Origin of the sequence: Streptomyces sp. NPDC057743, from assembly GCF_042798755.1 — a bacterium.
GTDB lineage: Bacteria > Actinomycetota > Actinomycetes > Streptomycetales > Streptomycetaceae > Streptomyces.
This window is the reverse complement of sequence record NZ_JBHVJX010000005.1, coordinates 209312-232658: the sequence shown is the minus strand read 5'-3', so window position 1 is coordinate 232658 and position 23347 is coordinate 209312. Positions and strand designations below refer to the sequence as shown.

The following is a 23347-nucleotide window of genomic DNA, read 5'->3' as shown; positions in this document are numbered from 1 at the left end:
CAACGAGCCCAGCAAACCCAGCAAACTCAGCACATCCAGCAACCCCACCGTCCTTGGCTCCGGTTGGCCTCGATCCGCTGTGGCCGGGCCGGGTGGCCGGGGCGAGGCGTCAGGCCACGGTGAAACGCAACTCGGGGCGTTCCCAGGGGACCTTGGGCGGCGTCGGGGCGACCGTTCCCATGCGCTCGGCGCCCAGGCGTCGGTAGAACGCCTCGGCCGGCGGGTGCGAGACGACCCGGACCTCGGCCAGGCCGGCCTCCCTGGCCTGCCCGATCATGTGCGTCATCAGCAGTCGGCCGACGCCCGTTCCCTGCGCCTCGTCGGCGACGAACGCCAGGTCCAGCTCCGGCGGATCGAGCACGAGGGAGTAGAAGCCCACGGGGTGTTCGTCCTCGTCGGTGGCGACGAAGACGCGGTGCCGGTCGAGGTGGTCGGCGGTCACTCGGTAGCCCGCCAGGATCGAGGAATAGGCCCCGAGGTAGGCACCGGACGCGTGCATCAGGGTGGTCAGTTGCTCCGCGTCGGTCGCGACGGCACGCCTGATCCTCGTGGTCTGCATGTGCGGCAGTATAGGGGCGGTAGTGGGTAGCAGTCATTACGTAGGCGGATCGCCCTGCCTGCCGGGCCTCCGGTCAACTCGCCTGCCACATAAGGTCGTTAACGTTCACCGTCCCCTCCCCCTCCCACAAGCTCCTCGCAGCAGTGGACGAACTCCCGCACGACGGGGTGGGGGTCGTCGGCCGGTGCCCAGGCGACGGCCACCTGACTGGGGCTGACGCCGCTGACCGGGCGGTAGGTGATGCCGGGGCGGGCGTAGAAGCGGGCCGCGGACTCGGGGGCGAGGGCGATGCCGTAGCCGTTGGCGATCGCGCTGAGCCAGTCGTCCGGCTGGTTGGTGACGGCGCCGATGCGGACCGGGTGCCCCTCGCGCTCGTCGGTGGCCAACCAGTACTCGCGCCACCGGCCCGTCTCCGGCGGGGCGGCCACGAACGGCTCGTCCCACAACTCCCGGAACGCGATCACCTCGCGGGTGGCCAACGGGTGTTCGGTGGCCAGCGCCACGCAGCGCGGTTCGGTGAAGAGCGGTGTGACGCGCAGCGCGTCCTGGCCGGGGAACGGCAGCCGTACCAGGGCCACGTCGACCTCCGAATCGGCCAGCCCCGCCGAGGGGTTGGACCAGGCGGCCTGCCGCATCTCGGCCCGCCAGCCCGGACGGCGGCGGGCGAACTCCGCGACGATGCGCGGCGTCGCCTCGTTGGCGCCGCTGGCCACGAAGCCGACCCGCAGCACGTGCTGCGCACGGCTCGCCGTGCCCTTGGTCTCCCGCAACGTGCGGTCCCAGTCGGCCAGCAGCCCGGGCGCCCGCTCGGCCAGGGTCCGCCCCGCCTCCGTCAGCGCCATGCCGGTCCGGGACCGGGTGAACAGCAACACCCCGAGCTGCGACTCCAACTGCCTGATCTGCTTGGTGAGCGCGGGTTGGGAGACATACAGACGCTGCGCGGCGCGGGTCAGGTTCCCCTCCTCCGCCACGGCGACGAAATACCGCAACAGCCGGGTGTCGACGTCCATGCCGCCAGGTTATCGCCGCAGGTATTGGACGCCGGCCGCCGGCGCGACGAGGCTTGCCGCGTAGGGACGGACAGGAGGCGTCGGGACATGGAACTGGCCTATGTGATCACCACGGTTCTCACCCTGGTGGCGAACGGCGCGATCGCCGTCGCGGACTTCGTGCGGGCCCCGTTCGTCCTCGCCAACTCCGCCGAAGTGGGCGTCCCGCCGCCCTGGCTCCCTTGGCTCGGCGCGCTCAAGGGTGCCGGGGCGGTCGGGCTCCTGCTGGGGCTGCTCGGTGCCCGCCCGCTCGGTGTCGCCGCGGCGGTGGGTCTCGTGCTGTTCTTCGTCGGTGCCGTCGCCGCGCACCTCCGCAGGCGCGTCTACCACAACGTGGCGTTCCCGGCGGGCTACTTGGCGCTGGCCGCGGCCTCGCTCGGCCTCGCGCTCGCCGTCGGGTAGGCGAGGCGCGCGGCCGAGATGCGGTCCCGTCAGAAGCGCCCTAGTCCTTGAGCGGATTGGACGTGAGGTCCACCAGGCTCTTGCGGGGGTCGGAGGCGACGAAGCGGTTGAACTGGGTGAGGCAGGCGAAGAGGAGGAGGCGGCTGATGTGTGGGTCGTGCACGGTGACCTCGTAGTTGGAGCGGATTCCGGCGGGGCGGGAGAACTCGAAGCCCTCGGACGCATGCGATCTGAACCGCAGGCGGTGCGAGAGGATGTTGTTCACCTGCGCGGCGTCGAACGCCATCCGTGCGGGGGAGGCCAGACGCAGCCGGTTCCCGGCGCCCACCGGCCCGCCGGTCAGCTCGCCCAGGCCGTGTTGGGCGAAGGTCCAGCGGTCCGCGCCGCTCGTGCGGCTCTTGCGCTCGACGCTGCCCACCGGAGTCCGGTCCGGCAGCCACGCCTTCCACTCGTTGACGTAACCGACGCACTCCGCCAGGGCCTGCCCGGCGGTCACGGTGTACGGGCGGGCGCCCTCGTAGTGGGTCTCCTTGTGCGCGCGGACCACCGGGTCCTGACGCCCGTTCACGCGCGCCAGGAAGGTGGTGTGCGAGCGGGCGTATTCCACCGTCACGGTGAAGGAGTTGAGCGCCTGGAACGCGTCGAGCGAGTCGGGCGACTGGGTCACGGCCGGCCGCCCCCGGGGCGCGGGCCGCTCGACCGGTCGGCGGCGTCCTCGGTGGCCACCCGGCTCAACTTGCCGATCAGGTGCTTGATGTCGTCCACCTCCGAGCCCGCGCGGAGCTGTTCGTAGATCTCCGAGGTCACGGCGTCCTGGCGGGCGGTCTTGTGCTCCAGCAACTCGGCGCCGATCCGGTCCGTGGCCGCCAGACGCACCTCGTCGGCGGGGTCCGGCGGCGAGTCCTGCTGCTCGGGGTACGGGGAGTTGACGGGCTGGTACGACGACATGGGCGCCCTCCAAAGGGTCGTCAGGGGTGGGTTGCTGGGGCTCGTGGCGGACGGAAGGGATGGCGCGAGGGGCGGGCGGTCGACCCGCGCGGGGGCCTGCCCCTCGGGACGGACCCTAGGCCGCAGGGAGCATACCGATCCGTACCGCACCGGCCGCCGGACTCCAGCCACCGCTCTTCTCGAACGAGAAGCCGCGCTGCTCCACGTCGTTGATCAGGCTGCCCACCGTCGGCATCGGGAAGTTCAGCGCGTCGGCCACCTTCTGGACCGCCTCCTCGATCTCCTCGTTGATCAGGTCGTCCACCTCGCGCAGTGCCTGGTGGAGCAGGACGATCACGACGTCGTAGCAGTCCTTGTACGCCTTGGCCACGAGCTTGGCGGCATCGCCGATCCCGCCGATGCCCATCGTCCACTGGAACAGATAGGAGTCGAAGGCCGTTCCGGTGTCGCCCTTCCACTCGCTGCCGAGCGCCCAGGAACCCTTGCGCAGGGTTCCGGCGACCGTGTAGACGGCGTCGCCCAGGTTGTCGTACGCGTCGTGGAGGTACAGGAGCCGCCCGTAGTCACCGAGGATGGGCTTGAGGAGGAGTTCGACCAGGCTCTGTCCCGTCAGGAAGCTGAAGACCTTGTCGGCGGTCTTCAGTTCGCTCTTCATCCCCAGCAGCAACAGCTGGTGGTGGATGTTCTTGGTCGTGGCCTCCTCCGCGTTGGTGGGCTCCTTCAATGAGACCGGCTCATCGGTGAAGTTGGCGACCTGGGAGGCGCCGGGGAGGCCGGCGATGTTCGGGAAGTGCGAGATCGCGCCCGGGTAGACGGCGTGCAGGTCCGTCATGGCCTGCTGGTCGGCCTTGGCGTAATCGCCGCTGGTCCGACGGGTCTTGTCCTCGATGACGCCCATACCCCGGTGGCACTGCGCCAGCTTGCCGGCGAAGAACTGCGCCGACTTCGGTACCAGCAAGCGCAGCGGTAGCAGCAGGCCCTCCAGGTCATCGTCCTTGCTGCAGTGGTGGTCGGCATAGCTCTGGATCTCGGCGAGATGGCCGGCCTGTTTCGACGTCAGGCCGGCGTACTGATGGAACTCGTCCTGCGATGGCGCCTGAAATCCCGACATGAACTCCCCCAAGTGACGTCGAGCCGGCGGCCCCGGGGGTGAGGCCAGGCTGCTGCCTGGGATCCGCCCGAACAATGGACCGTCTTTGACGGGGCTTTAACCCCTGAAGAGGTTGCTTAGGCGTTTCGTTGCCCGCTTTTGCGGGGCGCGGGGGTGGACACCGGCCCTCCCCGTCGCCGATGGGGTGATCTGCCTGAACTCTCCTGTGTGGGAGGTGAGTTGCCGGAAAGCGATGCTTCTCCCGGCCCGCTACTTCTCCTTCTCCAACAGCGTCAGCAGCAGCGTGACCACGACGACGCCGATGCCGATGGCGGCGCCGAGTACCGGGTTGACGTAGGCGAGGTAGACGGCCAGGCCGCCGAGTACGAGCACGAGTGCGGTGCGAGTCTCCATGTCTTGAGGTCCCGGTGGGGCGCCGGGAATTTTCATCGGGCCCGACGTGAAAAGAAATCGACGGTCGGCACGTCCTTCTATCGAGCCCGGGGCCGCCGCCGTGGTACCCGGTCAGTGGAGAGGACGACGCATGAGGCAGCTCTCAGGGGACGGCGACGGCTCCGGGGAGGCGCAGTGCCCACTGTCGAAGGAACGCGAGGCCGAGCTCATGGCGGAAGCGCTGCGGGCCATCGAGCCGCGGTTGATCTCCTCGATCACGCGGGTGACGCACGACTACCACCTGGCCCAGGACATCACCCAGGAAACCTGCATCGCGGTCCTCCAGGAGTTCCGCCGCGGCACCAAGTTCCAGAAGCCGATCATCGTCTTCGCAACCGTCGTGGCCCGCAACAAGCTCCGGGACCACTGGCGCAAGGCGTCCTCGGGAGAGCGGCTCTACGACGAACCTCCCGAAGGCGCCCGGCAGTTCGCCACCGGCCTGTCCGCCGGGCTGGAATACCTCGAACTGCTGGAAGCGGTGAAGACGGCGATCGCCGACGAGCGCCAGTCAGCCGTGTGGGAACTCACCCACGTGTGGGGCCTCAAGGGCATCGAGATCGCGGCGCAGTTGGAGATCTCCTCGGCGACGGTGAGCCGCGAACTGGCGGCGGCCGAGGCCAAGGCGAAGCGCTGCCGGGACGACGAGGAGAGGGCATCTGTGTAAGGGGTCCTGGGCTCCCGGCGGCCGTCGCGCGCGGCCGCCGGGAGCCCAGGACCCACCACAGTGCCGGATCGGACCTTGCCTGGGGGGCATGGCGCGGAGAGAGTCGATCCGTGGCCGCCAGGGTGGGACCGATCCCGCCAATTCTGGACATGGAAGGGTGACCATGAGCGACACCCCAACCTCTCCGCACGAGAGGATGTTGGCGTACCTCCGGGAGGGGGATCAGTACGTGCCGTCGGCCCTGTCCGGCGTGCCTGACTGGCCGGCTCGTTACGCCACGATGCTTGCGGCGACAGCGGAACCCGCTGCCACGGCTCCGCACTCCCGCGAAGCGCCTGATCTGTCGCCGGATGCCTGGTACCGGGACGGCCTCGACGAGGCGGCGCTCGGGCGGTCGGTAGTGAGGTGGCCAAGGTGGTGAAGGTGGTGAAGTGGTGACATCCAGACGACATGCAGGAGTTCGGTCTGCCTGGTGCGGACAACAGGGGGAGTGGCAACGGTCGTTGGGTTGACCGGCTGCGGAAAAATACGGGCGACGCGGCCCACTCGGGGGATTGGCCGCGTCGCCCGATCGCATGTGCAGCGCCATCGCCATTGCCATGGCTGTGGGGTGAGGTGGGGTGGGTCGCCGGGCGTTGGCGTCAGCCGTCGCTGGACCAGCGGAAGCGGCGGGCGGAGAAGAGGATGCCGAGGAGCAGCCAGGCGGCCAGGACCAGGGCGGTTTGCGGGTGTTGCCAGCCGCCGCCGACCTCCTGGCCGGCGAACGAGTCGGGGAGCAGGGCCGAGCGCATGCCTTGGGCCATCCACTTGACCGGGAAGAGCTCCGCGACGTAGCGGAGCCAGCCGGGGACGTTGCCGTAGACGAAGTACACGCCGGAGATGAACTGGAGCAGGACGGCGAAGGGGGCGACCACGGCCGAGGCGCTGCGGCCGCTGCGGATGAGGTTGGAGAGGGCGATGCCGACGGTGGCGCAGGCGGCGCAGCCCAGGATGCCGACCCAGGCGAACGTCAGCCAGCGCGCCGGGCTGGTGGGCAGCGGGACGCCGTAGCACAGGCCGGCGATGAGGAAGAGCAGGGTGATCTGCGCGGCCGAGGTCGCCACGACAAGGACGATCTTGCCGGCGAAGTAGACGGTCCGGGGCATGGGAGTGCCGGCGAACCGTTTGAGGGCGAGGTTGTCGCGTTCGATGGGGACGGTGATGGCCAGGCTCTGGAAGCCGGTGCTCATCAGCCCGGAGGCCACGATGCCGGCGAGCAGGTACTGGCTGAACTGCACGTCGGGCGTGAGGCGTTGGGAGAACGCGGAGCCGAACACGGTGAACATGATCAGCGGGAAGCAGAAGGTGAAGATCATGCTCTCCCGCTGCCTGGCGAACTGCCGCAGCTCCATCCGGCCCTGGCGCAGACACAGGGAGACCAACGACCGGCGTCGGGGCGCGGGTGCCTGTCCGGTGGCGGAGGAGGCGGGCGGGGCGGTGGTCTCGGTCATGCGCGCTCTCCGATCATGTCGAGGTAGATGTCCTCCAACGACAGGCGGGTGACGGTCAGTTCGGGGATCTCGTCGGCGAATTGGGTGGCGAGTTGGCGCACGAGTGTGGTGGGGGTGGTGGTGCGGACGGTCTGCGGTCCGTCGGGGCCGCGCCAGTGGACCTCGGCCGTGCCCGTCTCCCGGCCGCCCAGTCGCGCCGGGGTGTCGACGGCGATCACCCGGCCCTTGTTGATCACGGCGACCCGGTCGGCGAGGTTCTCGGCCTCGTCCAGGTAGTGCGTGGTCAGCAGGATCGTGGTGCCTTGGTCGCGCAGGGTCCGGATCAGGGACCAGAAACGGCGGCGCACCTCGGGGTCGAAGCCGGTGGTCGGCTCGTCGAGGAAGAGGAGTTGGGGGCGGCCGACGATGCCCAGGGCGATCTCCAGGCGGCGGCGCTTGCCACCGGAGAGCTTGTTCAGCCGGCGGTCCGCCTCCTCCGTGAGTTCGGCCAGGTCGAGGGCCTCGTCGACGGGTAGGGGGTGCGAGTAGTAGCCGCCGAAGAGGTCGACGACCTCCCGCACGGTGAGGGTGCCGAAGTCGGCGGCGCCCTGGAGGACGATGCCGATCCGGTCCCGCCAGGCGGGCGTGGGGTGTCTGGGATCGGTACCCAGGACGCGGACCTCGCCGCCGTCCGCCCGACGATGCCCCTCCAGGATCTCCATGGTGGTGGTCTTGCCGGCGCCGTTCGGGCCGAGGAGGGCGACGATCTCCCCGGTGTGGACGTCCAGGTCGATGCCGTCCAGCGCGGTGACGGAACGGTAGCGCTTGGTCAGTCCGCGGACGCGGATCGCGGAACTCCCCTCCTCCCGGGGGCGGTTGAGGGGCCGGTGCGGGGCGGGCGCGGGCATGGCGGTGTCCTTCGGGCGGATCAGCGTACTGCGGATGGCTGCGATGCGGATGAGTGCGGTGCGGATCGGTGTGCTGTGCGGTGGTCAGTCGGGCTGGGTTCGGTTTGGTGGTTGTGGTTGTGGTTGTGCGTGAGGGCGGTCGGGGCTTTGGCGGGGTGGGCCCAGACGGTGTTCGGGGCGGGTGGTTCCGTGGGCCGGGTGGCCGAGTTGGAGCAGGAGGGTGGTTGCCGGCAACTCGGTGTGCAGGCCGAGCAGTTCGTCCACCTTGCCGGCCAGGAAATCGGCGTTGACGCGGGAGGCCAGGCCGCGGGCGGCGGCGGCCAGGCCGGCGCGGTGCGCGGCGGCGCCGACGTCGGTGTACCGGAGGCGGACCCCGTCCGCGCCGTGGGTCTGCAGCGCCTGGTCCGGGTCGGCGGCCCAGATCAGCCCCGCTGCGGCGTTGAGGAACCCCTCGCGGACGAAGTCCTGGACGGCGCAGGCGGCCAGCGCCGGACCGGGGTTGCCGACGGAGACTGGTAGAAGACGGTGGCGGGCGTCGGGTAGATAACGGAACAGACCGCGGGGCAGTCCGGCCACGTCGTTGACGTAGCAGAACAGCAGGCCATCGGTGGGCTCGGCGGCCGCCAGCACGGTGGCGAAGTCCGTGGGCTCGATGGGAAGTCGGGCGAATCCGCGCAGGGCGGCGCGACGGTGGGGGAGGCCCTGGGCCAGGTCGAGTGGGTGGGGGCGAGGGAGCGTGAGGGTGGGGTGGTGAGGGTCTGGAGTGGGAGCCGTTGCGAGGGGCTCCTCCTGGAAGGCGTTGCCTGCGATCGGGGTGGCCGGGCCGCGGTGAAGGGCGCGGAGCAGCGCGGCCGTTCGGGGGAGTAGTGCGTCGACCGGGCCGGGGGGTGGCTCCAGGGTTCGGCGGGGAACGGTGGGCGCGGGGCCGGAGGGCGGTGTTGCGGGGGCGCCGGCCCGCCGGTGCCGGGCACGCGGAGTGGACGTGACGGGGTGGAAGGCGACGACCTCGGTGACTGGTTCGGCGAGCGGGTCCAGGCACAACAGGTCGGCCGCGACGGTGGGGTCGAACGGTGCGACGCGCACCGCCCGCAGCCCGGCCGCCGCGGCGACGACCTCGGCCTGCGCGGTGACGACGCCGGTCTCCACGCAGCCGTAGCGGTAGCCGAACTCGCCGTAGCGCGCGGCGATCGCGCGCAGCGACACCGTGCACACCCAGCCGAAAGCGGCCGTCGGCGCCATGCCGAGGGCCGCGCGATGGTCGCTGGCCCGCAAGGGCAACAGGCGGTGGTGCAGCGGGTCGTAGCGGTAGCAGCCCGCCGGCAGCACGCAGGAGAGGCGCACGGCGTACAGGGCGCCCGCGGACGGTACCGGGCGGCGGGGGACGGGCCCGCCGCCGGGCTCCCCGGCCAGCGCGCCGAGGTCGCCGACCAGCGGCAACCGGTCCAGTCCGGTCAGCCACTGGGCGCGGGTGAGGCCGTAGACGGTGTGCAGCAGCGTTCCCAGGTCGGGGCCGGGGAGTGGTGGCCAGGGCAGTGGGATGGCGGCAAGTCGGCCGTCAGGTGGACCAGTTGGGACGGGGCCCGAACCCGGCCAGGCGCGTGCGTCCGACGCCGCATCCGGCAGTCGCACGGGTACCGGGACGACCTGCGGCGCCAGGTAGTCGACGGCGGCAGGCTCGGGGCGGAGGCGAGGGGCAGCCGTCTCCCCACGGAGGCTCATTGGTCAAGGTCCCCCGTCTTCGGGGACGGGACCAGCGCCCGGACCGAGGCGGCCGCCAGCGCCAGCAGCATCCGATGGCGGCGGCCCGGCACTCCCAGTCGGTTGCCCATCAGCGCCGTGTACTCGTCGAGGACGCGCAGCAGTTGGACCTCCGCGGCGCCGGAGGCCGGTAACTGGGCGGCGCGGACCGCGCTGGTCAGCCTCGCCAGGAGCGGGTGGGTGGCGTCCATCCACCCGCCGAGTGCCCAGAACTCCTCCTCGCGCGGCGGCGGCGCGCCCGGCACGCACTGGTAGGGATTGACGGCGGCCCCATCCCACCCCCTGGGCAGCATCCAGATGCCCCGCAGCAGTGCGACGAACTCCTGCCGGCCGGCCGCGAACTCCGCGGTCAGCTCCGCGGAATCCAGCACGCCCGCCAGGTTGCCGGCGGCGACCAGGGCCTCGGACCGTGCGCGCAGCTCGGCCGGGCGGCGCAACTCGTGGGCGCGGTTGGCGAGGAGGAAGGAGAGCACCTCGGTGTCGCGTTCGGCCGCGTCGGGCCCGTCGAGCAGCATCCGCACGGCCACGGCGCTGGCGGAGGCCAGGTGCTGCTCCTGCCACCGGACGACCGGGGGCGGTCCGGAGACCAGCACCGGGGGACGTTGCCGGTCGAGCGGCGGGTTGAGCAGCGCCTGGCCGGGGGCGGTGAGCCGGCGGAGCAGCTGGTGCCGCACGGCCTCGCCGGCCCCCGGTTCGGTGACGTGGAACCAGGTGCGCAGCCGGCCGGCGGTCCCGACCTTCTGGTAGACGAAACGGTGCGAGGCCCCGGCCATCGCCAACTGCTCGACGGCGGGGGCCAGTACGTCCCGGACGGCGACCCCGAGGTCGGGTGCCGCGTCCAGGTCGAGCGCCACCCAGTCCGCCGTCTCCTCCGCAGTCATGTCGTCCCCTCCCGATGTCTGCATGGTTGTCTCTCCTCCTCCGCGGGGAGGTGCGTGCGGCCCCGTTCCGCCCGCCCGCCCCGTTGTTCGGATGGCCCAACGGCCGTGCTGTGCCGGCCTGTTGGTCCGGCCGTCGACCGCCGCATCCGCCGACATCCGCCCTATCCGTGGATCCGGGACATCAGGTTCGGGCCCGGTCTGCTGCGGGCCACGGAGATCTGGAACAGCGGGACGTGCCGGCGGTCGACGAGGTCGAACTGCGCGCGGACGGCGTCCGCGTGGTACGAGTTGGTGATCCGCGCCGCCGCCTGGCAGCCCGCGGCGCCCAGGCAGATGCGGTGCGCGGCCTCGCCGGCGAGCGCGTTGAGGATGCGGTAGCCGCGGGCCCCGAACCGCCGGTCGGCCCAGGCGCGATCGCCGACGACGTAGACCACGGCGTTGACGTCCACGTAGTTGGGTTGCAGCCAGCCGCCCACCTCCTGTCCCACCGGTGGTTGGTGGCGGTGCCGCAGCAGGGAGCGGCCGTCGTCCGCGAGCCGGTAGGAACCGGGCTCGACGCCCTCGACAGTGCGGAGTTGGGCGTAGATGCGGAGCGGGGGTGCGGAGTCGGGAAAGGTGTCGTGGGTGAGCTCGGTGTGAGTGCCCGCGTCTGCGCCTATCCCGAGATCCGTTCCCGTCCCGAGGCCCGTGCCCATGCCGTGTCGGGCCGCGAAGCGGAAGAGCTCGTGCAGTGCGGTGCGCGGCAGCGGCCGGCGGACGGGGGCGAAGAAGCCGGGCCCCGAATTCCGGCCGATGACCCGGGCGTCCAGGTCCGCCTCGCCCACCGGGGCGCAGTCCACGGGCGGCCCGACCGTCTCCGGTACCGACACCGCATCGGTCGCGCCCTCGGACCAGTCCACCCCCGCGGTCTCCTCCCACACCACCGCACGCTCCATGGCCACCAGCCGCGGACAGTGCACGGCCACCGGCCTGGCCGGGTCCTCCGACGGGGGCAGTGGGGCGGGTGCCGCGGTGGGCTGGGGCATGGGCGCCCGGGCGCCGCGGCCGCGCCCGTCGCGCAGCACGACCACGGCGTACGGCGACTCCTCGCCCGGCGTCAGGCCCAGCAGCCGCGTCAACTCCCCGTCCGGGAAGAGGTGGTGGACGTCCGCGGAGAGCCCCAGCGCCGCGGCGACGAGGGTGAGACTGCCGGTGACCAGGCCCGCCTCCTGGGAGCAGAGGCGGTAGGCGTAGTCCCGGTAGACGAACGCGGTCTGCCAGAACCGACTGGTCAGCACCGCGACGCCCACCACATCATTGACGCTGCCGACGCTGCTCTTCGTATCGCCGATGCCGTCCCCCGCACGCTCCGCCCCCACCAGGCCAACCAGGTACGGCACCAGGTCGCCACCGCCACCGTCACCGCCGTCACCGTCTCCGTAGTCGGCCCGGAGAGGGATCAGGGCATGGTGCGCCGGGTCATGGGTGTAGAGGCCGGGACGCAGCGGCTCGCACGACGGGGCACGCAGGGCGAGGTGGAGCTGGGTGGGGAACAGGCACCGCGGTGAGGCGACGGTGCGGTGCAGGGCCCGGCTCTGTGGGTTGGGCATCGGCTCGTAGCGGATCAGGCCGTTGGCGTGGGCGAGGAGCGTGGACCAGGTCCGCTCGTCGCAGCCGTCGCCGGGACGCGCGCCACGCTCCGGGCGCCCGACGCCCAGACGGCCGGGACGGCTGAGCGGCACCGGTCGGGCGCGCAGCCGCTTGGGGAACTGCGTCGGCGCGAGCGGGTTGTTCGGCATCTCCTGGCGGCCGGCGATCCCGTCGGCGAGGTTCTCCAGGCTGAAGTCCCAGAAGGCGGCCAACGGGTGCTCGCCTGCCGGTCCGCCGGCCAACTGGTCGGCCGGGGCCTCGACCGCCGTCATCATGTGCCTCCTGCTCGGTGTGTGGGGGTGGGCGGCCGAAGGGCCGTGGAGCTCACGCGGACTCATGGGAAGGGGTGCGGGTGCGGGTTGATCTCGTCGCGGGTGAGCGGGGTGGCTCGACGGCCCAGGGCGACCGGGACGGTGGCCAGCCGCGGCAGGTCGGCGAAGCGTTGCCTCCGGTGCCCGAAGACCATCGGCAGGGCGCCGGTGACCAGGACCTTCACCGCCCGGAACCCGCCGGCCAGATGCTCGGCGCTGCTCTGGTCGACGACCACGACCTCCTGACCGCAGTCGGCGAAGCGGGCGACCAGCGCGGTCAGCGAGGCGGTCAGATCGCTCTCCCCGGACCGCCACCACAGCCCCGCCAACTCCTGTGGCGCGACCGGTTCTCCGTGCCCCTGGCCAGGGCCTTCTCCATGACCTTCCCCCTGATCTGCTCCGCGGTCGAAGAGGAAGTCGAAGCGGGGCCGGGCCTCGGGGGTGGCGGACGCCAGAACGTGGTCCAGCAGCGTCATGACCTGATCCGGGTCGCGGGTCAACTCCCGCGCCCGGTCGCGCTCGGCGGCGTACTGGCGGGCGATGTAGTCGACCGTCTGGGACAGTTCGTGCAGCGCGCCCAGCAGACCGTCCTCGGGGACCAGCGACGAGCCGCCGGTGCAGACCACCCGCGGCCGGTCCGGGTCGCCGGTGGTGTCCTCGGCCATCACCCAGAACGTCGGGACGCCGTTGTCCACCGTGGTGGCGAAGGCGTGCACCCGGCAGCCGTGCCGGTGTCGGATCCTGGCCTCGATCAGCCGGACGTCCGGGCCGCAGCGGGTGAGGTCGATGCGGGGCGGGGTCATCCGGGTGTACCAGGTCAGCAGGAACGCGTCCCGTTCGGCCACCTCCAACAGGCCGTGCAGCGCGGCCTCCTCCAAACTGGAGCCCAGCGCGCACCCGTTGGAGATCTCGTAGGCGATGCGAGGGCCGGCACCGGGAAGGCGGTGCCGTCCGTAGTAGGCGAACTGTTCGGGTACCAGGACGGGGCGTCGGGTGGTGAGCGAGTAGCCCCAGACCCAGGGGAGGGCGAGTTCGGGGTGGTAGCGGTGGAAGGGGCCGTCGTCGGTCAGCTCGTCCTGTGGGGGGAGCCCGAGCCGGCGCGGGTCCAGGGCGTGCTCGGCCAGCTCGCGGTACGAGCCGCGCACCACCGTCCGCTTGCCGCGCGGGAGTTGGCCGGCGAGGCGCTCCAGCCCCTCGGTGACGGCGACGTCGCGGCAGGAGTCGAAGGTGGTGGTCCGCCCGTACCCGAACTCGGCCATCGGGCCGTCGGCCAGGTCGTGGGTCCCGGGTACGACCACCGGGGCCTCGGCGAACGGCAGCCCGTGGCCCATGGAGAGGGAGACCTCGGGCACGACGCCGGCGAGCGGGTCGAGGTAGGTCCGCACCAGTTGGGCGGGGTCCAGGGCGCGCTGCCGGCTGCCGCCGGGGTGTCCGGTGGGCCGAGAGGTCAGGGGCACCACTGCCCGCTCCGGGGAGTCGTCGGGGAGGTCGCCGCATACGGGGCAGCCCGGTTCGGGCAGTACCCGGTGGATGGTCAGCCGCAGGGTCCGGCGGTCGAGGACGACGACGGGGCGGGGCGCCGGGCCCCGGTCACCGTCCGCGTCCGGCACGTCAGTTGACGCCGCCTCCCAGCGGTCCCACGTGGCCACCACGCGCTCCAGCACGGCGCCGAGCAGCCCGCCGGACGGCATCGGGCGCCCCGCCGCCGGTGGCGACGCCTGCGCGCGCACCGCCGCGTCCGCCCGCCGCTGCGGGGTACGGCGCCAGGCGCGCCGGTCCACACAGGTGGGGCAGCCGGCCCGCCCGGGGGCGACGAGCGGGCCGACGACCACCTGGCCGGGCTCGGCCAGTACCGGCAATACGGGCCCGCCGCGGTGCCGGGCCAGCCGGCTGGCCTCCGCGCCGTCCCAGGTGTCGGACGCGAAGACCGTCGGTCCCTGGGGGAGCGGGCGCCGGCGCAGCGCATCGGCCAACGGGCCGCTGCCCAGGACCGACGCGGGCCCGTTCGCCGCCCGCGACACGGCCTCGATGACCTGCTCAGGCATCGCCGATCACCACCCGGATGCCGAAGCGGACCAGTTCGGCCAGCGCCGGATCGTCGTCCAACACTTGGAGCACCGCGCACAGCCCGGCGGCGCGCACCTGGGCAAGGGTCGCGTCCAGTTGGTCCGCTCCGTCGCTCGCGGCCAACCGGGGCTGCACGGCCGGCAGTTCGCCCGCAGTGTCGTGCCCCGTGGCCTCCGGGGCAGCGGACTCGGCCCGGTGGCGGGCCAGTTGCCAGGCCAGCAGGGTGTCGTGCAGGCCGGCCGAGAGCGCGGTGCGGGCGTCCGGGTGCACCTGGACGGCGACGGTCGCGCCGTCGAGCAGGAACGCGTACGCCGGCAGCGCCGCGGCGGGCGAGGCGACCCGGTGGACCGTCCAGCGCGCCCCGGTGGTCGTCAGCAGCTCCACGCAGTTCCGGTCCGCGGCGGCCAGTTCGGCGAGCGGCACGGGCCCGGCGGACGCCTCCCCGACCACCTCTCCGGCTGCTCCCTTGGCCACCGCCCCGTCGGCCGCATCCCCGGTGGCGTGCTCCGGTACGAGCCGGGCGAGTGCGGCCAGGGTGCCGGCCAGTGCCGAGCGGTCCAGGTCGGCCTCGGCGGCGATGCCGTGCGCGTAGCGGCCGTTGCCGGGGACCGGCAGCGGGCGGGCCCGCCCCGCGACGAGGTCCCAGCCCGGCTCGGACGCGGGCCGCGGCGACGCCTGCCGGGCCAGCTCCAGGGCGGTGGCCGCGGCCCGGCGCAGCGCGTGCGCGCGGGCCTCGTGGGCGGTCTGCGCCGCGCCCCAAACGGCCCGCGGCGCGGTGCGCAGCCCCGGGTCGGCGACCCTCGCCTCGGTGACAAACAGCGGCAGCTGCGGGTAGTCGCGCTCCCGCACCTCCGGGATCGGGCCCAGATGGCGGTCGCAGGCCGCCGTGAGCCGCTCCAGGAACAGCGGGTCCGGCACCGGCTCGGCGGCGCGCAGGAGTTGGACGCGGCGGGCGGGCCCCGGCTCGTCGCGAAAGTCGCCGGAGTCGGAGCCGGAGTCGGCACCGGCATCGGAGTCCAACGCCCCCGAGGGGGCGAGAACGGGATGGTGATCGATCTCCAACGTCGCGGTGTCCAGCCGAGCCATCGCGGCCAGCTCCGGCATGGCCACCCCGGTCAGGTGGCAGAACGCCCGGAACGCGAGCTGGATCGCGGCCAACTCCGGGACCGGGCCCCGGTAGAGCTCGTCGGGGCTGGGGCCCGCCCGCAGCGCCCGACGCTCGTCGTCACTACGGGTGGCCAACAACCGCCGCCACGCAACGCCCCCGTACCTGTACCCGTATCCGTCTCCGTACCCATTCCCCTTCCCGTCCGTATCCGGGGCGTCGGCCGCAGGGGTGCAGACCGGCCAGATCCACACCGCGTCGCCCACCACGAGCCCCTGGACCAACGGGATTTCGAGCCGGGCGCACCACCCACCCACCGCCTCGCGGGCGTCGGCCCCGGGGCGATCGGCGAGGTGCAGCACGACGTCGGCCGGCAGCAGCAGCGCCTTCCAGTCCGCGGGCTCCGCCCCGTTCGGCGCGGGCACGATCGTCAACGCGGCCGGCACCTCGGGCAGCGAGTCGGCGAAGTGGCGCACCGTCCGCACGTCGTCAGCATCGGGCAGGACCAACGTCAACTCCCCGGCCCCGCAGTCCGTCAGCGCGCTGAGGAACCCCCGCGCCGCATCGGGGCCGCAGACGCAGACCAGGCGGGCGGCGCGGAAGTCCTGGAAGCGGCGCTCGGCGGAGTCGGTGAAGTAGTCGATGAACTGGACGGGCGCGGCGTACCGTTCGGCGTCGTCGGCACCGAGGGTGTGCGGCCGGTCGGAGCCGGTGTCGCGGACGAAGCCGCGCTCCAGCAGCGTACCCACCAACTGCCGTACCGGGGCGCGTTGCGGGTCGGGCACGGCGGCCAGCAGCTCGTCCAGCGTCGCGGCACCGGTCAGGGCCGGGGTGAGGGCGGTGAGCAGCCGGTGCACCGAGGCGCCCTTGAGGAACAGGCTGCCGCGGGTGCTGCGGACGAAGGCGCCGTCGGGCATCGCGGCGAAGTACACGTCGCCGCGCAGTCGCGGGCGCACCGCACCGCTGGTCTGGACAGTCCCGGCTCGGTGTGTTTGACGTTCTTCTTCCATGGCCTCGGCGTCGTTTCGGGGGGAGTGGTTCGGTCCTGGAGGAACCGGTAGCGGTGGCCCGCCGGACAGCGCGGGCCACCACCTCGGTCACCGTCAGGTGCAGCAGCAGGGGCAGCAGCAACAGCAGCAGTTGCCGTGCCCGTTGTCGTCCATGCGCACCTCAAGTCCGCCGTCGGTGACGCCCGGCAGCGATCCGATGGCGGGCACCGCGGCCGAGGAGAACTCACTGGCCTCCACGACCTCGAAGTCCGCGGCCTCGATCCCGTCGAGATCCAGGCTGAGCAGAGCAGCGTTGGACATCGGTCTTCACCTCCTAAAGGTTTTCTCTGATGGGTTGTTGACTCCTCCGGCCCCGTCACGGACCGGAAGCCTGGGGTGGGGCGAGGGCGAGGCAGGGGGGCAGCTCGGCCGGAACCCGCCGGTCAAGCGGAACCGTCCGGGCCGACCACAGGCGCCGGCTCAGCCACAACTACCCGCCAGCTGGGGCTACTTGGCCGGCCACCACCGTCCGGCCGGCCGGCCGCAACCGCCCGGTCAAGCGGAACCGCCCGCTCAGCCCGCGCTGGCCGCCTGGGTACGCGCCCCGCTGCGCAGGGCCGCCAGCTTCTCCCGCAGCAGGGGCACGACCGCGACGCGGAACATCTCGATCGAGCGGCGCGCCTGCGCCAGCGGCATCGCGCCGATGTCGACCTGCCACAGGATCTGGTCCACCCCGCCGAAGTCGCGAGCCAGGCGGAGGATGCGCTCGGCGGCGGTGGTGGGGGAGCCGACGATCGCCCCGTTGATGTCCCGGATGTAGGCGGGTGTGACGCCGGCCAGTTTGCGACCGAAGTCGCCGTAGCCCCGGTAGTCGCCCGACTCGCGGCCGTTCCAGGACTCCACGGCCTCGGTCCACACCTCCAGGTAGCGCGCGATGTGCCGGTCGGCCAGCCGCTCGGCCTCCCCGTCGGTCTCGGCGAGGACCAGCGGCAGGCTGGTGGCGATCCGCGGGGTGTGCCCGGCGGCCGCCGCGGCGTCGCGGTAGAGGTCCACCAACGGCCGCATCCGCGCGGCCGGGTTGAGCGACGGGGTCATCAGCAGCCCGAAGCCGTTGGCGCCCAACCACTGGAAGCTGCCCGGTGTCATGCTGGCGGCGCCCCACACCGGCGGATGCGGACGCTGCACGGGGGAGGGGCGCCCGGTGGCCTGCCGGTAGGAGAAGTACGGCGTCTCCTCGTCGATCCGCTCCTCGGTCCACAGCCGCAGCACGGCCCGGATGGTCTCCCGGTAACGGTCGGTGGACTCGTCCAGGGAGACCCCGAACGTCTCGAACTCCTGGGGCAGATAGGCCCGGGCGAAGCCGACCTCCAGCCGGCCGCCGCTGATCGCGTCCACCATGGCCGCCTCGGCGGCGAGTTGGACGGGGTGGTGGAAGGCGGGCAGTACGCAGCCGGTGATCAGTCGCATCCGGGTGGTGCGGGCCGCGACGGCGCTGAGGAAGTTCAGCGGGCTCGGGCAGTAGCCGCCGTAGTCGGTCAGGTAGTGCTCGGTCATTTTGGCCGAGGCGAATCCGGCCGACTCCGCGAGCGTGCAGAGCGCCAACGCGTCGGAGTAGTACTCCGCCGCCGACTTCCACTCCTCGCGGCAGTCCGGGAGGAAGGACACTCCGAACTGCATGACGTGCTCCTTGGTGCGGGGCGCCCGCCGACGCCCTCATCTGGTGCGGTGCTTACGGATCGTCAGTCTCTGCGAGTGGTCATGGCGTGGTCATCCGTCGGATGACCTGGCACCCGACTGGGCCGCCGGCCACGCCGACCCCTCGAACCCGGCCGTGACCAGCGGCGGAGTTCTCCGATGACATGCAACCCAGTGGGTATACACACTCGTCATACGACGGGGGACCACCACGAGAGAGGACACCGTCGGATGCTGGTCGGGAGAGAGCTGGAGCGGGATGAGCTGGGCAGGCTCCTCGACGACGCGCGCAGGGGGATCAGCGGGGCGCTGGTGTTGCACGGGCCCGCGGGGATCGGCAAGAGCGCACTGCTGGGGGATGTGGTGCAGCGGGCCGAGCCGGACGTGTGGGTGCTCCGAGCGGTGGGCGTGGAGGGGGAGGTGGAGCTTCCGTTCGCCGCGCTGCACCAACTGCTGCTGCCGCTGATGCCGTATGTGGCGCGGCTGCCCGAGCCCCAAGCCGCCGCGCTGCGGGGGGCGTTCGGGTTGGCCAGCGCCTCCGCCGAGCCGTTCCTGGTGGCGCTGGCGGTGCTGACCCTGCTCTCGGACGCCTCCGAGGACGTGACGCTGCTGCTGGTCGTGGACGACGCGCACTGGCTGGACGGGGCGACGGCGGACGCGTTGATGTTCGTGGCCCGGCGGATGGAGCGGGAGAGCATCGCCATGGTCCTCGCGGTCCGGGACGACGCCTCCCGGCCCTTCCCGGCGCCTGGCCTGCGCCAGTTGCATGTGCGGCCGTTGTCGACGCCGGCGGCCTCGGACCTGCTGGCCCGGCACCTGCCGCAGGCCACCCCGGCCGTCCGCGAACGGCTGCTGCGCGAGGCCGGCGGCAACCCGCTGGCCCTCATGGAGCTGCCCACCGCGCTGCGTCCGGACCATCTGGACGGCAGCGCCGCGCTGCCCGAACACCTGCCGCTCAGCGAGCGGTTGCACCAGCTGTTCCGGCACCGCGCGCTGAGCCTGCCTGCCGACCACCACCGGGTGCTGCTGCTCACCGCGGCGGAGAGCGACGGGGACCTGGCCACCGTCCTCGGTGCCGCCGGCGACGCCGAGGCGGCCATGGACGTGCTCAGCGCCGCCGCATCCCAAGGACTGCTCCACCTAGACCAGCAACACGTCCGGTTCCGACACCCGTTGGTCCGCTCCGCGCTCTACCAGGGCGCCCCGCTCAACGACCGGCGCGCGGCCCACCTGGCGCTGGCCGACGCGGTCGGGGAGGAGGACGACCGGTACGTGTGGCACGCGGCGGCGGCCGCGCTCGGCACCGACGACACCGTGGCCGAGCGGCTGGCCGCGCTCGCCGAACGCACCCGGCGCACCGGCGGAGTGGCCACCGCGGCCCAGGCGTTGTGCCGGGCCGCCACGTTGGCCTCCGACCCCGGGCGTCGGGCCCGTTGGATGGTGGAGGCGGCCGAGTGCGCCTGGACGGCGGCGAAGACCACCCAGGCCGAGTCGCTGCTGGACCGCGCCGAGACGTTAACGGACGACCCGGCGCTGCGGGCGCGCACCGCCCGGGTGCGCGGCGCCATCACCCACGCCAGCAGCGATCCCGCCCTGGCCTGCCGGATGTTGCTGGACGGTGCCCGCCTGGTGGGGGACACCGATGCGGAACTGGCCGGGGAGCTTCTGGTGATGGCGGCCCGCTCGGCCTGGGTCGCGGGCGACCCGGCACGGCTGACGGAGATCGGCGACGCGATCGGCCGACTGCCGCACGGACCGATCACCCCGGCCGACGACGCCACCGCCGCCGGCGGGGACACCCCGCCCGGCCTCAGCGACGAACGCGCCGCCGCCAGCGCCTACTTCTCCCGCCACTTCCACTACTTGGGCGGCCTCGGCCACGGCTCCCGCCCAACGGGCCACTCCTCCCCGCCCGATATTCCGGTCTCCGGGATGGCCTGGCTGTCCCCCGCGCACCCCCGACCGTGGGTGTGGCCGCCGGTGTTCCTCCCGTACCTGACCGGGACGACTGAGGAGATGCTGCACGCGCACCAGCGCGCCGTCGACGAACTGCGCAAGGTCGGCGCCTTCGGTGCGCTGCCGATGTCCCTCGCCCCGTTGGTGGCGCTGCAACTCGTCACCGGCCAGTGGGCCGCGGCCGCTTCGCACGCCACCGAGGCGCTCATCTTCGCCGACGACACCGGCCAGCTCGGCGCCGCCAGCCATCTGCGCGCCATGCTGGCCTGGGTCGCCGCCGTCCAGGGCAACGGCGACCGCTGCCGCGCCCTGGCCTCGGAATCCCTGGCGCTGTCGGCGCCGCGCCGCATCAACTCGGCCATCGGGCTGGCCCAATGGTCGCTGGGACTCCAGGCGTTGGCCGAGGGGCAGCCGGACCGGGCCGCCCGACTACTGGGCGAGGTGGCCTCACCGGGTGGGCCCACCGAACACTTCATGGTGAGCTGGCTGGTGCTGCCGGACCTCGTCGAGGCGTCGGTACGGGCCGGGGACCCGGAACCGGCCCGGGCCGCGCTGCACAGCTTCGAGGAGCGGGCCGTGCCCGACCAACTCCCGCACCTGCGCGCCATGTGGCTCAGATGCCGGGCCCTGCTCGCGTCGGGCGAGGAGGCGGACGCCCTGTTCACCGAGGCCCTGGAGGCGGGGCACCCCTCGGCGTTCGACATCGGCCGGACGCACCTCCTCTACGGCGAGTGGTTGCGCCGCAACCGCCGCATCAAGCCCGCCCGGGACCATCTGCACCAGGCGGAGACGTATCTGTGCATGCTCGGTGCCCATCCCTGGGCGGAGTTGACCCGCCGCGAACTGCGCGCCGCGGGCGACCGGGCCCCGGACCAGCGGGCGCCCGAGCCGACCACCGACCTCAGCCGACTCACCTCGCGCGAGCTCCAGATAGCCCGCCTGGCCGCCGAGGGCATGAGCAACCGGGACATCGCCGCCCGGCTCTTCCTCAGCCCCCGCACCGTCGGCTACCACCTGTACAAGCTCTTCCCCAAGTTGGGCATCACCTCCCGCACCCAACTCCACGGCAAGACGTTCGATTGAAGGGAAAACCAGCCGCGAAGTGGCTTAAATTCCCCAACCAGCCCCGATCCGGACAATCTCGGGCATGTTCCGGCCAGGGCTGGCGGATCGGATTGCGGCGTAAAGCCCCTTTAAGGCGTTGTCGCCCCGTAAGCGCGAGAGGGGGTGAACCGGCACGATGTGACGGCCGCACCGCGAAGGCCACCGAAGCCCTTTTCCCGCGCCACACCAACCGCGTTGATTCTCCTGGGAGTTCCCCGGAGAGTGCCGCGTGGCACTGGGTCTTTCCCGCGCCCTTTCCGCCTGATGACCGCGGTGCTGGAAAGCGGTGTTCGGCTCGATGTCGATGGGAAAGAGAATCTGGAGAAACCGTGATCTCAGAGCCGAAGAAGGCCACGCGTTCCCTGAGCGTGGCCTTTTCCGCGGCGCCGCGCTCCCCCTCGCCGCCGCCCGGCAAGCCAGAAGATCTGGTCGCACAACGGCGGTAGCCAGCGCGTGGACTGCCGCGTCGACGCCGACAATACCCACCGCCCGCCGAAGCTCACCACCATCGAAATCCTCCAACTGGCCGGCCAGCGCACCGCTTTTCCGTGCTCTGTGCCATGAATCCCGCGCGCCCCGCTCGACCTCGGATGCCGGCCGTGCCTTTCCTGGCACGGTCGGCATCGGCCGGGGAAGACAAACGGAGCGAGGAGCCCCGAGTGCACACCGCGCAAAGGTCGGACTCCACGCCCTCAAATCCCCTCACCGGCCCCCCGAACGAATCGCGCCAAACGGCTTGTTCGCCCCGCCGCGGCAGTTCGACTCCCACCGCTTCATGAGGCAGAATTCCCCGTCCAATCCGTGCGGTCGCACCGTAGGCGACCGGGCGGACACGGCGGATACGAGGACGACAGCCAACGCAGCGGGCACAGAAGTGGTGACGGGTGAAGAGCTATCAGCCGGGCAGCGATATCGCGGTGATCGGAGCCGGTGCCGCCGGCTCACTGACGGCCACACGATTGCTTCAACACGCCGACCGCCACCGACTCCGGCTCGACGTCTGGCTCATCGACCCGGCCCGCGAGAACGGCCGGGGTCCCGCCTACGGCACCGACGACGCCCGCCATCTGCTCAACGTCCCGGCCGGCCGGATGACCGCATTCGCCGAGGACCCCGCGCACTTCGTCCACTGGCTCGCCGACTGGCACCCCCAACTCGCCGACCACGATGCCTACGTACCGCGCGCGCTCTACGGGCGCTACCTCTCGCACGTCCTGGACGACACCGCGCGCCGCAGCACCTGCGCCCGCCTGAACCGCGTGCACGCCAGGGCCATCGGCACCGCGCAGCACGCCGATGCCACCCTGTCCTTCCTCCTCAGCTCGGGCCGGACCCTCCGCGTCGACGCCGCCGTCCTCGCCCTGGGCAACCTCGCCGCGGACTGCCGCTGGGCTCCCGAGGCCCTGCGCGCGTCACACCGCTTCGTCGCCTCGCCGTGGACGCCCGACGCGCTCGCCGCCGTACCGCCCGGTGCCGACGTCCTGCTCGTCGGCACCGGACTCACCATGGTCGACCTGACGCTCAGCCTCCAACGGCCCGACCGCACGCTGATCGCCGTCTCCAGAAGCGGCCTGCTCCCGCAGCCACATGCCGCACAACCCCTGCCGAAGTCCCCACCACCGGCCGTCACCGGCCCGCCCGGGCTCGACGCGTTCCGCCGGGCGATCCTCACGCACCTCTCCCGGGCCCGGCGCGAGCACGGTGACTGGCGGCCGGGCTTCGACAGTCTGCGCCCCCTGACCACCACTCTGTGGCGCCAACTGCCGCCGGCGGATCGCGCCCGCTTCCTCAAGGAACACCTGCGCCTGTGGGAGGTTCACCGCCACCGCATGCCGCCCCCGACCGCGGCCGCCGTCCGCCGGGCGCGCGAGCTCGGTCAACTCCGTCTCGCTTCAGGCCATTTGACGGACGCCACGGTGACCGGCGACGGCGTCCGCGTACGCCTGAGCACCGGCTGCACGCTCGACGTCGGCGCGGTGGTCAACTGCACAGGGTCCCGGTCGGACGTGGGCACGCTCGACGACCCGTTCCTGCACAGCCTCTTCAAGACCGGGCTCGCCCGCCCACACGCCACCGGCCTGGGCCTCGGCGCGACCCGAAACGGTCGGCTGCTGTCCGCCCGGGGCCGCGGCGACACCACGGCGCCCCTCTGGGCGCTCGGTTCCCTGCTGCGGGGCGAACTCCTGGAGACCACGGCAATCCCGGAAATCCGGGTCCAGGCAGACGAGATCGCCGCATCGGCGGTCGCTCTCCTGACGCGGGACGACCACCCTCAAGGCCGGCAGGGCCTCTTCGCCTCCCCCTGAAACG

General features: G+C 72.4%; 19 protein-coding genes. 4 read left to right on the top strand and 15 right to left on the bottom strand.

Annotation, left to right across the window (positions count from 1 at the left end):
- Positions 1-109: 109 nt before the first annotated feature.
- Positions 110-559: a GNAT family N-acetyltransferase gene (locus tag ACFVFQ_RS07870; RefSeq protein WP_383410556.1), complete on the bottom strand. Its 450-nt coding sequence runs from the start codon at positions 557-559 to the stop codon at positions 110-112.
- Positions 560-657: 98 nt separating this feature from the next.
- Entirely contained in the window at positions 658-1569 is a 912-nt protein-coding gene (locus ACFVFQ_RS07865; protein WP_383410553.1) for a LysR family transcriptional regulator, read from the bottom strand.
- A gap of 87 nt (positions 1570-1656) precedes the next feature.
- Here ACFVFQ_RS07865 and ACFVFQ_RS07860 point away from each other — a divergent pair, with 87 nt between their 5' ends.
- Entirely contained in the window at positions 1657-2010 is a 354-nt protein-coding gene (locus ACFVFQ_RS07860) for a DoxX family protein (RefSeq protein WP_383410550.1), read from the top strand.
- 40 nt (positions 2011-2050) lie between these two features.
- Here the strand turns inward: ACFVFQ_RS07860 and ACFVFQ_RS07855 are convergent, their stop codons facing one another.
- From ACFVFQ_RS07855 to ACFVFQ_RS07840, 4 genes are all read right to left on the bottom strand, one after another.
- On the bottom strand, positions 2051-2677 hold the full coding sequence (locus ACFVFQ_RS07855; RefSeq protein WP_383410547.1) for a hypothetical protein: 627 nt from the start codon (positions 2675-2677) through the stop codon (positions 2051-2053).
- A complete protein-coding gene (locus ACFVFQ_RS07850; RefSeq protein ID WP_383410544.1) occupies positions 2674-2958 on the bottom strand; it encodes a hypothetical protein in 285 nt (94 codons plus the stop codon). The genes ACFVFQ_RS07855 and ACFVFQ_RS07850 overlap by 4 nt, the downstream gene beginning before the upstream one ends.
- A gap of 115 nt (positions 2959-3073) precedes the next feature.
- Positions 3074-4069 carry a hypothetical protein gene (locus tag ACFVFQ_RS07845; protein WP_383410541.1) on the bottom strand — a complete coding sequence of 332 codons (996 nt, stop codon included), beginning with the start codon at positions 4067-4069 and terminating at the stop codon, positions 3074-3076.
- Positions 4070-4318: 249 nt separating this feature from the next.
- A complete protein-coding gene (locus ACFVFQ_RS07840) occupies positions 4319-4462 on the bottom strand; it encodes a hypothetical protein (RefSeq protein WP_383410536.1) in 144 nt (47 codons plus the stop codon).
- Positions 4463-4592: 130 nt separating this feature from the next.
- Between ACFVFQ_RS07840 and ACFVFQ_RS07835 the strand changes: the two genes are divergently transcribed.
- Entirely contained in the window at positions 4593-5165 is a 573-nt protein-coding gene (locus ACFVFQ_RS07835; RefSeq protein WP_383410532.1) for an RNA polymerase sigma factor, read from the top strand.
- Between the two features lie 641 nt (positions 5166-5806).
- Here the strand turns inward: ACFVFQ_RS07835 and ACFVFQ_RS07830 are convergent.
- The 9 genes from ACFVFQ_RS07830 to ACFVFQ_RS07790 form a co-directional block, all read right to left on the bottom strand.
- Entirely contained in the window at positions 5807-6655 is an 849-nt protein-coding gene (locus ACFVFQ_RS07830; RefSeq protein ID WP_383410529.1) for an ABC transporter permease, read from the bottom strand.
- A complete protein-coding gene (locus tag ACFVFQ_RS07825; RefSeq protein ID WP_383410526.1) occupies positions 6652-7542 on the bottom strand; it encodes an ABC transporter ATP-binding protein in 891 nt (296 codons plus the stop codon). The genes ACFVFQ_RS07830 and ACFVFQ_RS07825 overlap by 4 nt, the downstream gene beginning before the upstream one ends.
- An 84-nt stretch (positions 7543-7626) precedes the next feature.
- The gene (locus ACFVFQ_RS07820) at positions 7627-9261 is read right to left on the bottom strand and encodes a nitroreductase family protein (RefSeq protein ID WP_383410523.1); all 1635 of its coding nucleotides are present in this window, start codon (positions 9259-9261) and stop codon (positions 7627-7629) included.
- Positions 9258-10205 (bottom strand): hypothetical protein, encoded by a 948-nt coding sequence (locus ACFVFQ_RS07815; protein WP_383410520.1) that lies wholly within the window; start codon positions 10203-10205, stop codon positions 9258-9260. The genes ACFVFQ_RS07820 and ACFVFQ_RS07815 overlap by 4 nt, the downstream gene beginning before the upstream one ends.
- Positions 10206-10342: 137 nt before the next feature.
- Positions 10343-12082, bottom strand: coding sequence for a hypothetical protein (locus ACFVFQ_RS07810; RefSeq protein WP_383410518.1), 1740 nt, complete (start codon positions 12080-12082; stop codon positions 10343-10345).
- A gap of 62 nt (positions 12083-12144) precedes the next feature.
- Positions 12145-14166, bottom strand: coding sequence for a TOMM precursor leader peptide-binding protein (locus ACFVFQ_RS07805; RefSeq protein WP_383410515.1), 2022 nt, complete (start codon positions 14164-14166; stop codon positions 12145-12147).
- Positions 14159-16303 carry a hypothetical protein gene (locus tag ACFVFQ_RS07800; RefSeq protein WP_383410510.1) on the bottom strand — a complete coding sequence of 715 codons (2145 nt, stop codon included), beginning with the start codon at positions 16301-16303 and terminating at the stop codon, positions 14159-14161. The genes ACFVFQ_RS07805 and ACFVFQ_RS07800 overlap by 8 nt, the downstream gene beginning before the upstream one ends.
- 93 nt (positions 16304-16396) lie before the next feature.
- A complete protein-coding gene (locus tag ACFVFQ_RS07795) occupies positions 16397-16603 on the bottom strand; it encodes a hypothetical protein (protein WP_274917858.1) in 207 nt (68 codons plus the stop codon).
- 252 nt (positions 16604-16855) lie between these two features.
- Positions 16856-17959, bottom strand: coding sequence for an LLM class flavin-dependent oxidoreductase (locus ACFVFQ_RS07790; protein WP_383410507.1), 1104 nt, complete (start codon positions 17957-17959; stop codon positions 16856-16858).
- A gap of 249 nt (positions 17960-18208) precedes the next feature.
- On the opposite strand from ACFVFQ_RS07790, the gene ACFVFQ_RS07785 reads away from it, so the two are divergent.
- Both ACFVFQ_RS07785 and ACFVFQ_RS07780 read left to right on the top strand, forming a co-directional pair.
- A complete protein-coding gene (locus ACFVFQ_RS07785; protein WP_383410504.1) occupies positions 18209-21016 on the top strand; it encodes an AAA family ATPase in 2808 nt (935 codons plus the stop codon).
- 905 nt (positions 21017-21921) lie between these two features.
- Positions 21922-23343 carry an FAD/NAD(P)-binding protein gene (locus tag ACFVFQ_RS07780; protein WP_383410501.1) on the top strand — a complete coding sequence of 474 codons (1422 nt, stop codon included), beginning with the start codon at positions 21922-21924 and terminating at the stop codon, positions 23341-23343.
- The last annotated feature ends 4 nt before the right edge of the window (positions 23344-23347 follow it).

Coding starts and splice junctions, on each gene's coding strand:
- ACFVFQ_RS07860 (WP_383410550.1), top strand. CDS start 1,657: ATGGAACTGGCCTATGTGATCACCACGGTTCTCACCCTGGTGGCGAAC.
- ACFVFQ_RS07835 (WP_383410532.1), top strand. CDS start 4,593: ATGAGGCAGCTCTCAGGGGACGGCGACGGCTCCGGGGAGGCGCAGTGC.
- ACFVFQ_RS07830 (WP_383410529.1), bottom strand. CDS start 6,655: ATGACCGAGACCACCGCCCCGCCCGCCTCCTCCGCCACCGGACAGGCA.
- ACFVFQ_RS07795 (WP_274917858.1), bottom strand. CDS start 16,603: ATGTCCAACGCTGCTCTGCTCAGCCTGGATCTCGACGGGATCGAGGCC.
- ACFVFQ_RS07825 (WP_383410526.1), bottom strand. CDS start 7,542: ATGCCCGCGCCCGCCCCGCACCGGCCCCTCAACCGCCCCCGGGAGGAG.
- ACFVFQ_RS07865 (WP_383410553.1), bottom strand. CDS start 1,569: ATGGACGTCGACACCCGGCTGTTGCGGTATTTCGTCGCCGTGGCGGAG.
- ACFVFQ_RS07805 (WP_383410515.1), bottom strand. CDS start 14,166: ATGCCTGAGCAGGTCATCGAGGCCGTGTCGCGGGCGGCGAACGGGCCC.
- ACFVFQ_RS07810 (WP_383410518.1), bottom strand. CDS start 12,082: ATGACGGCGGTCGAGGCCCCGGCCGACCAGTTGGCCGGCGGACCGGCA.
- ACFVFQ_RS07820 (WP_383410523.1), bottom strand. CDS start 9,261: ATGAGCCTCCGTGGGGAGACGGCTGCCCCTCGCCTCCGCCCCGAGCCT.
- ACFVFQ_RS07870 (WP_383410556.1), bottom strand. CDS start 559: ATGCAGACCACGAGGATCAGGCGTGCCGTCGCGACCGACGCGGAGCAA.
- ACFVFQ_RS07800 (WP_383410510.1), bottom strand. CDS start 16,303: ATGGAAGAAGAACGTCAAACACACCGAGCCGGGACTGTCCAGACCAGC.
- ACFVFQ_RS07790 (WP_383410507.1), bottom strand. CDS start 17,959: ATGCAGTTCGGAGTGTCCTTCCTCCCGGACTGCCGCGAGGAGTGGAAG.
- ACFVFQ_RS07815 (WP_383410520.1), bottom strand. CDS start 10,205: ATGCAGACATCGGGAGGGGACGACATGACTGCGGAGGAGACGGCGGAC.
- ACFVFQ_RS07850 (WP_383410544.1), bottom strand. CDS start 2,958: ATGTCGTCGTACCAGCCCGTCAACTCCCCGTACCCCGAGCAGCAGGAC.
- ACFVFQ_RS07840 (WP_383410536.1), bottom strand. CDS start 4,462: ATGGAGACTCGCACCGCACTCGTGCTCGTACTCGGCGGCCTGGCCGTC.
- ACFVFQ_RS07785 (WP_383410504.1), top strand. CDS start 18,209: ATGCTGGTCGGGAGAGAGCTGGAGCGGGATGAGCTGGGCAGGCTCCTC.
- ACFVFQ_RS07845 (WP_383410541.1), bottom strand. CDS start 4,069: ATGTCGGGATTTCAGGCGCCATCGCAGGACGAGTTCCATCAGTACGCC.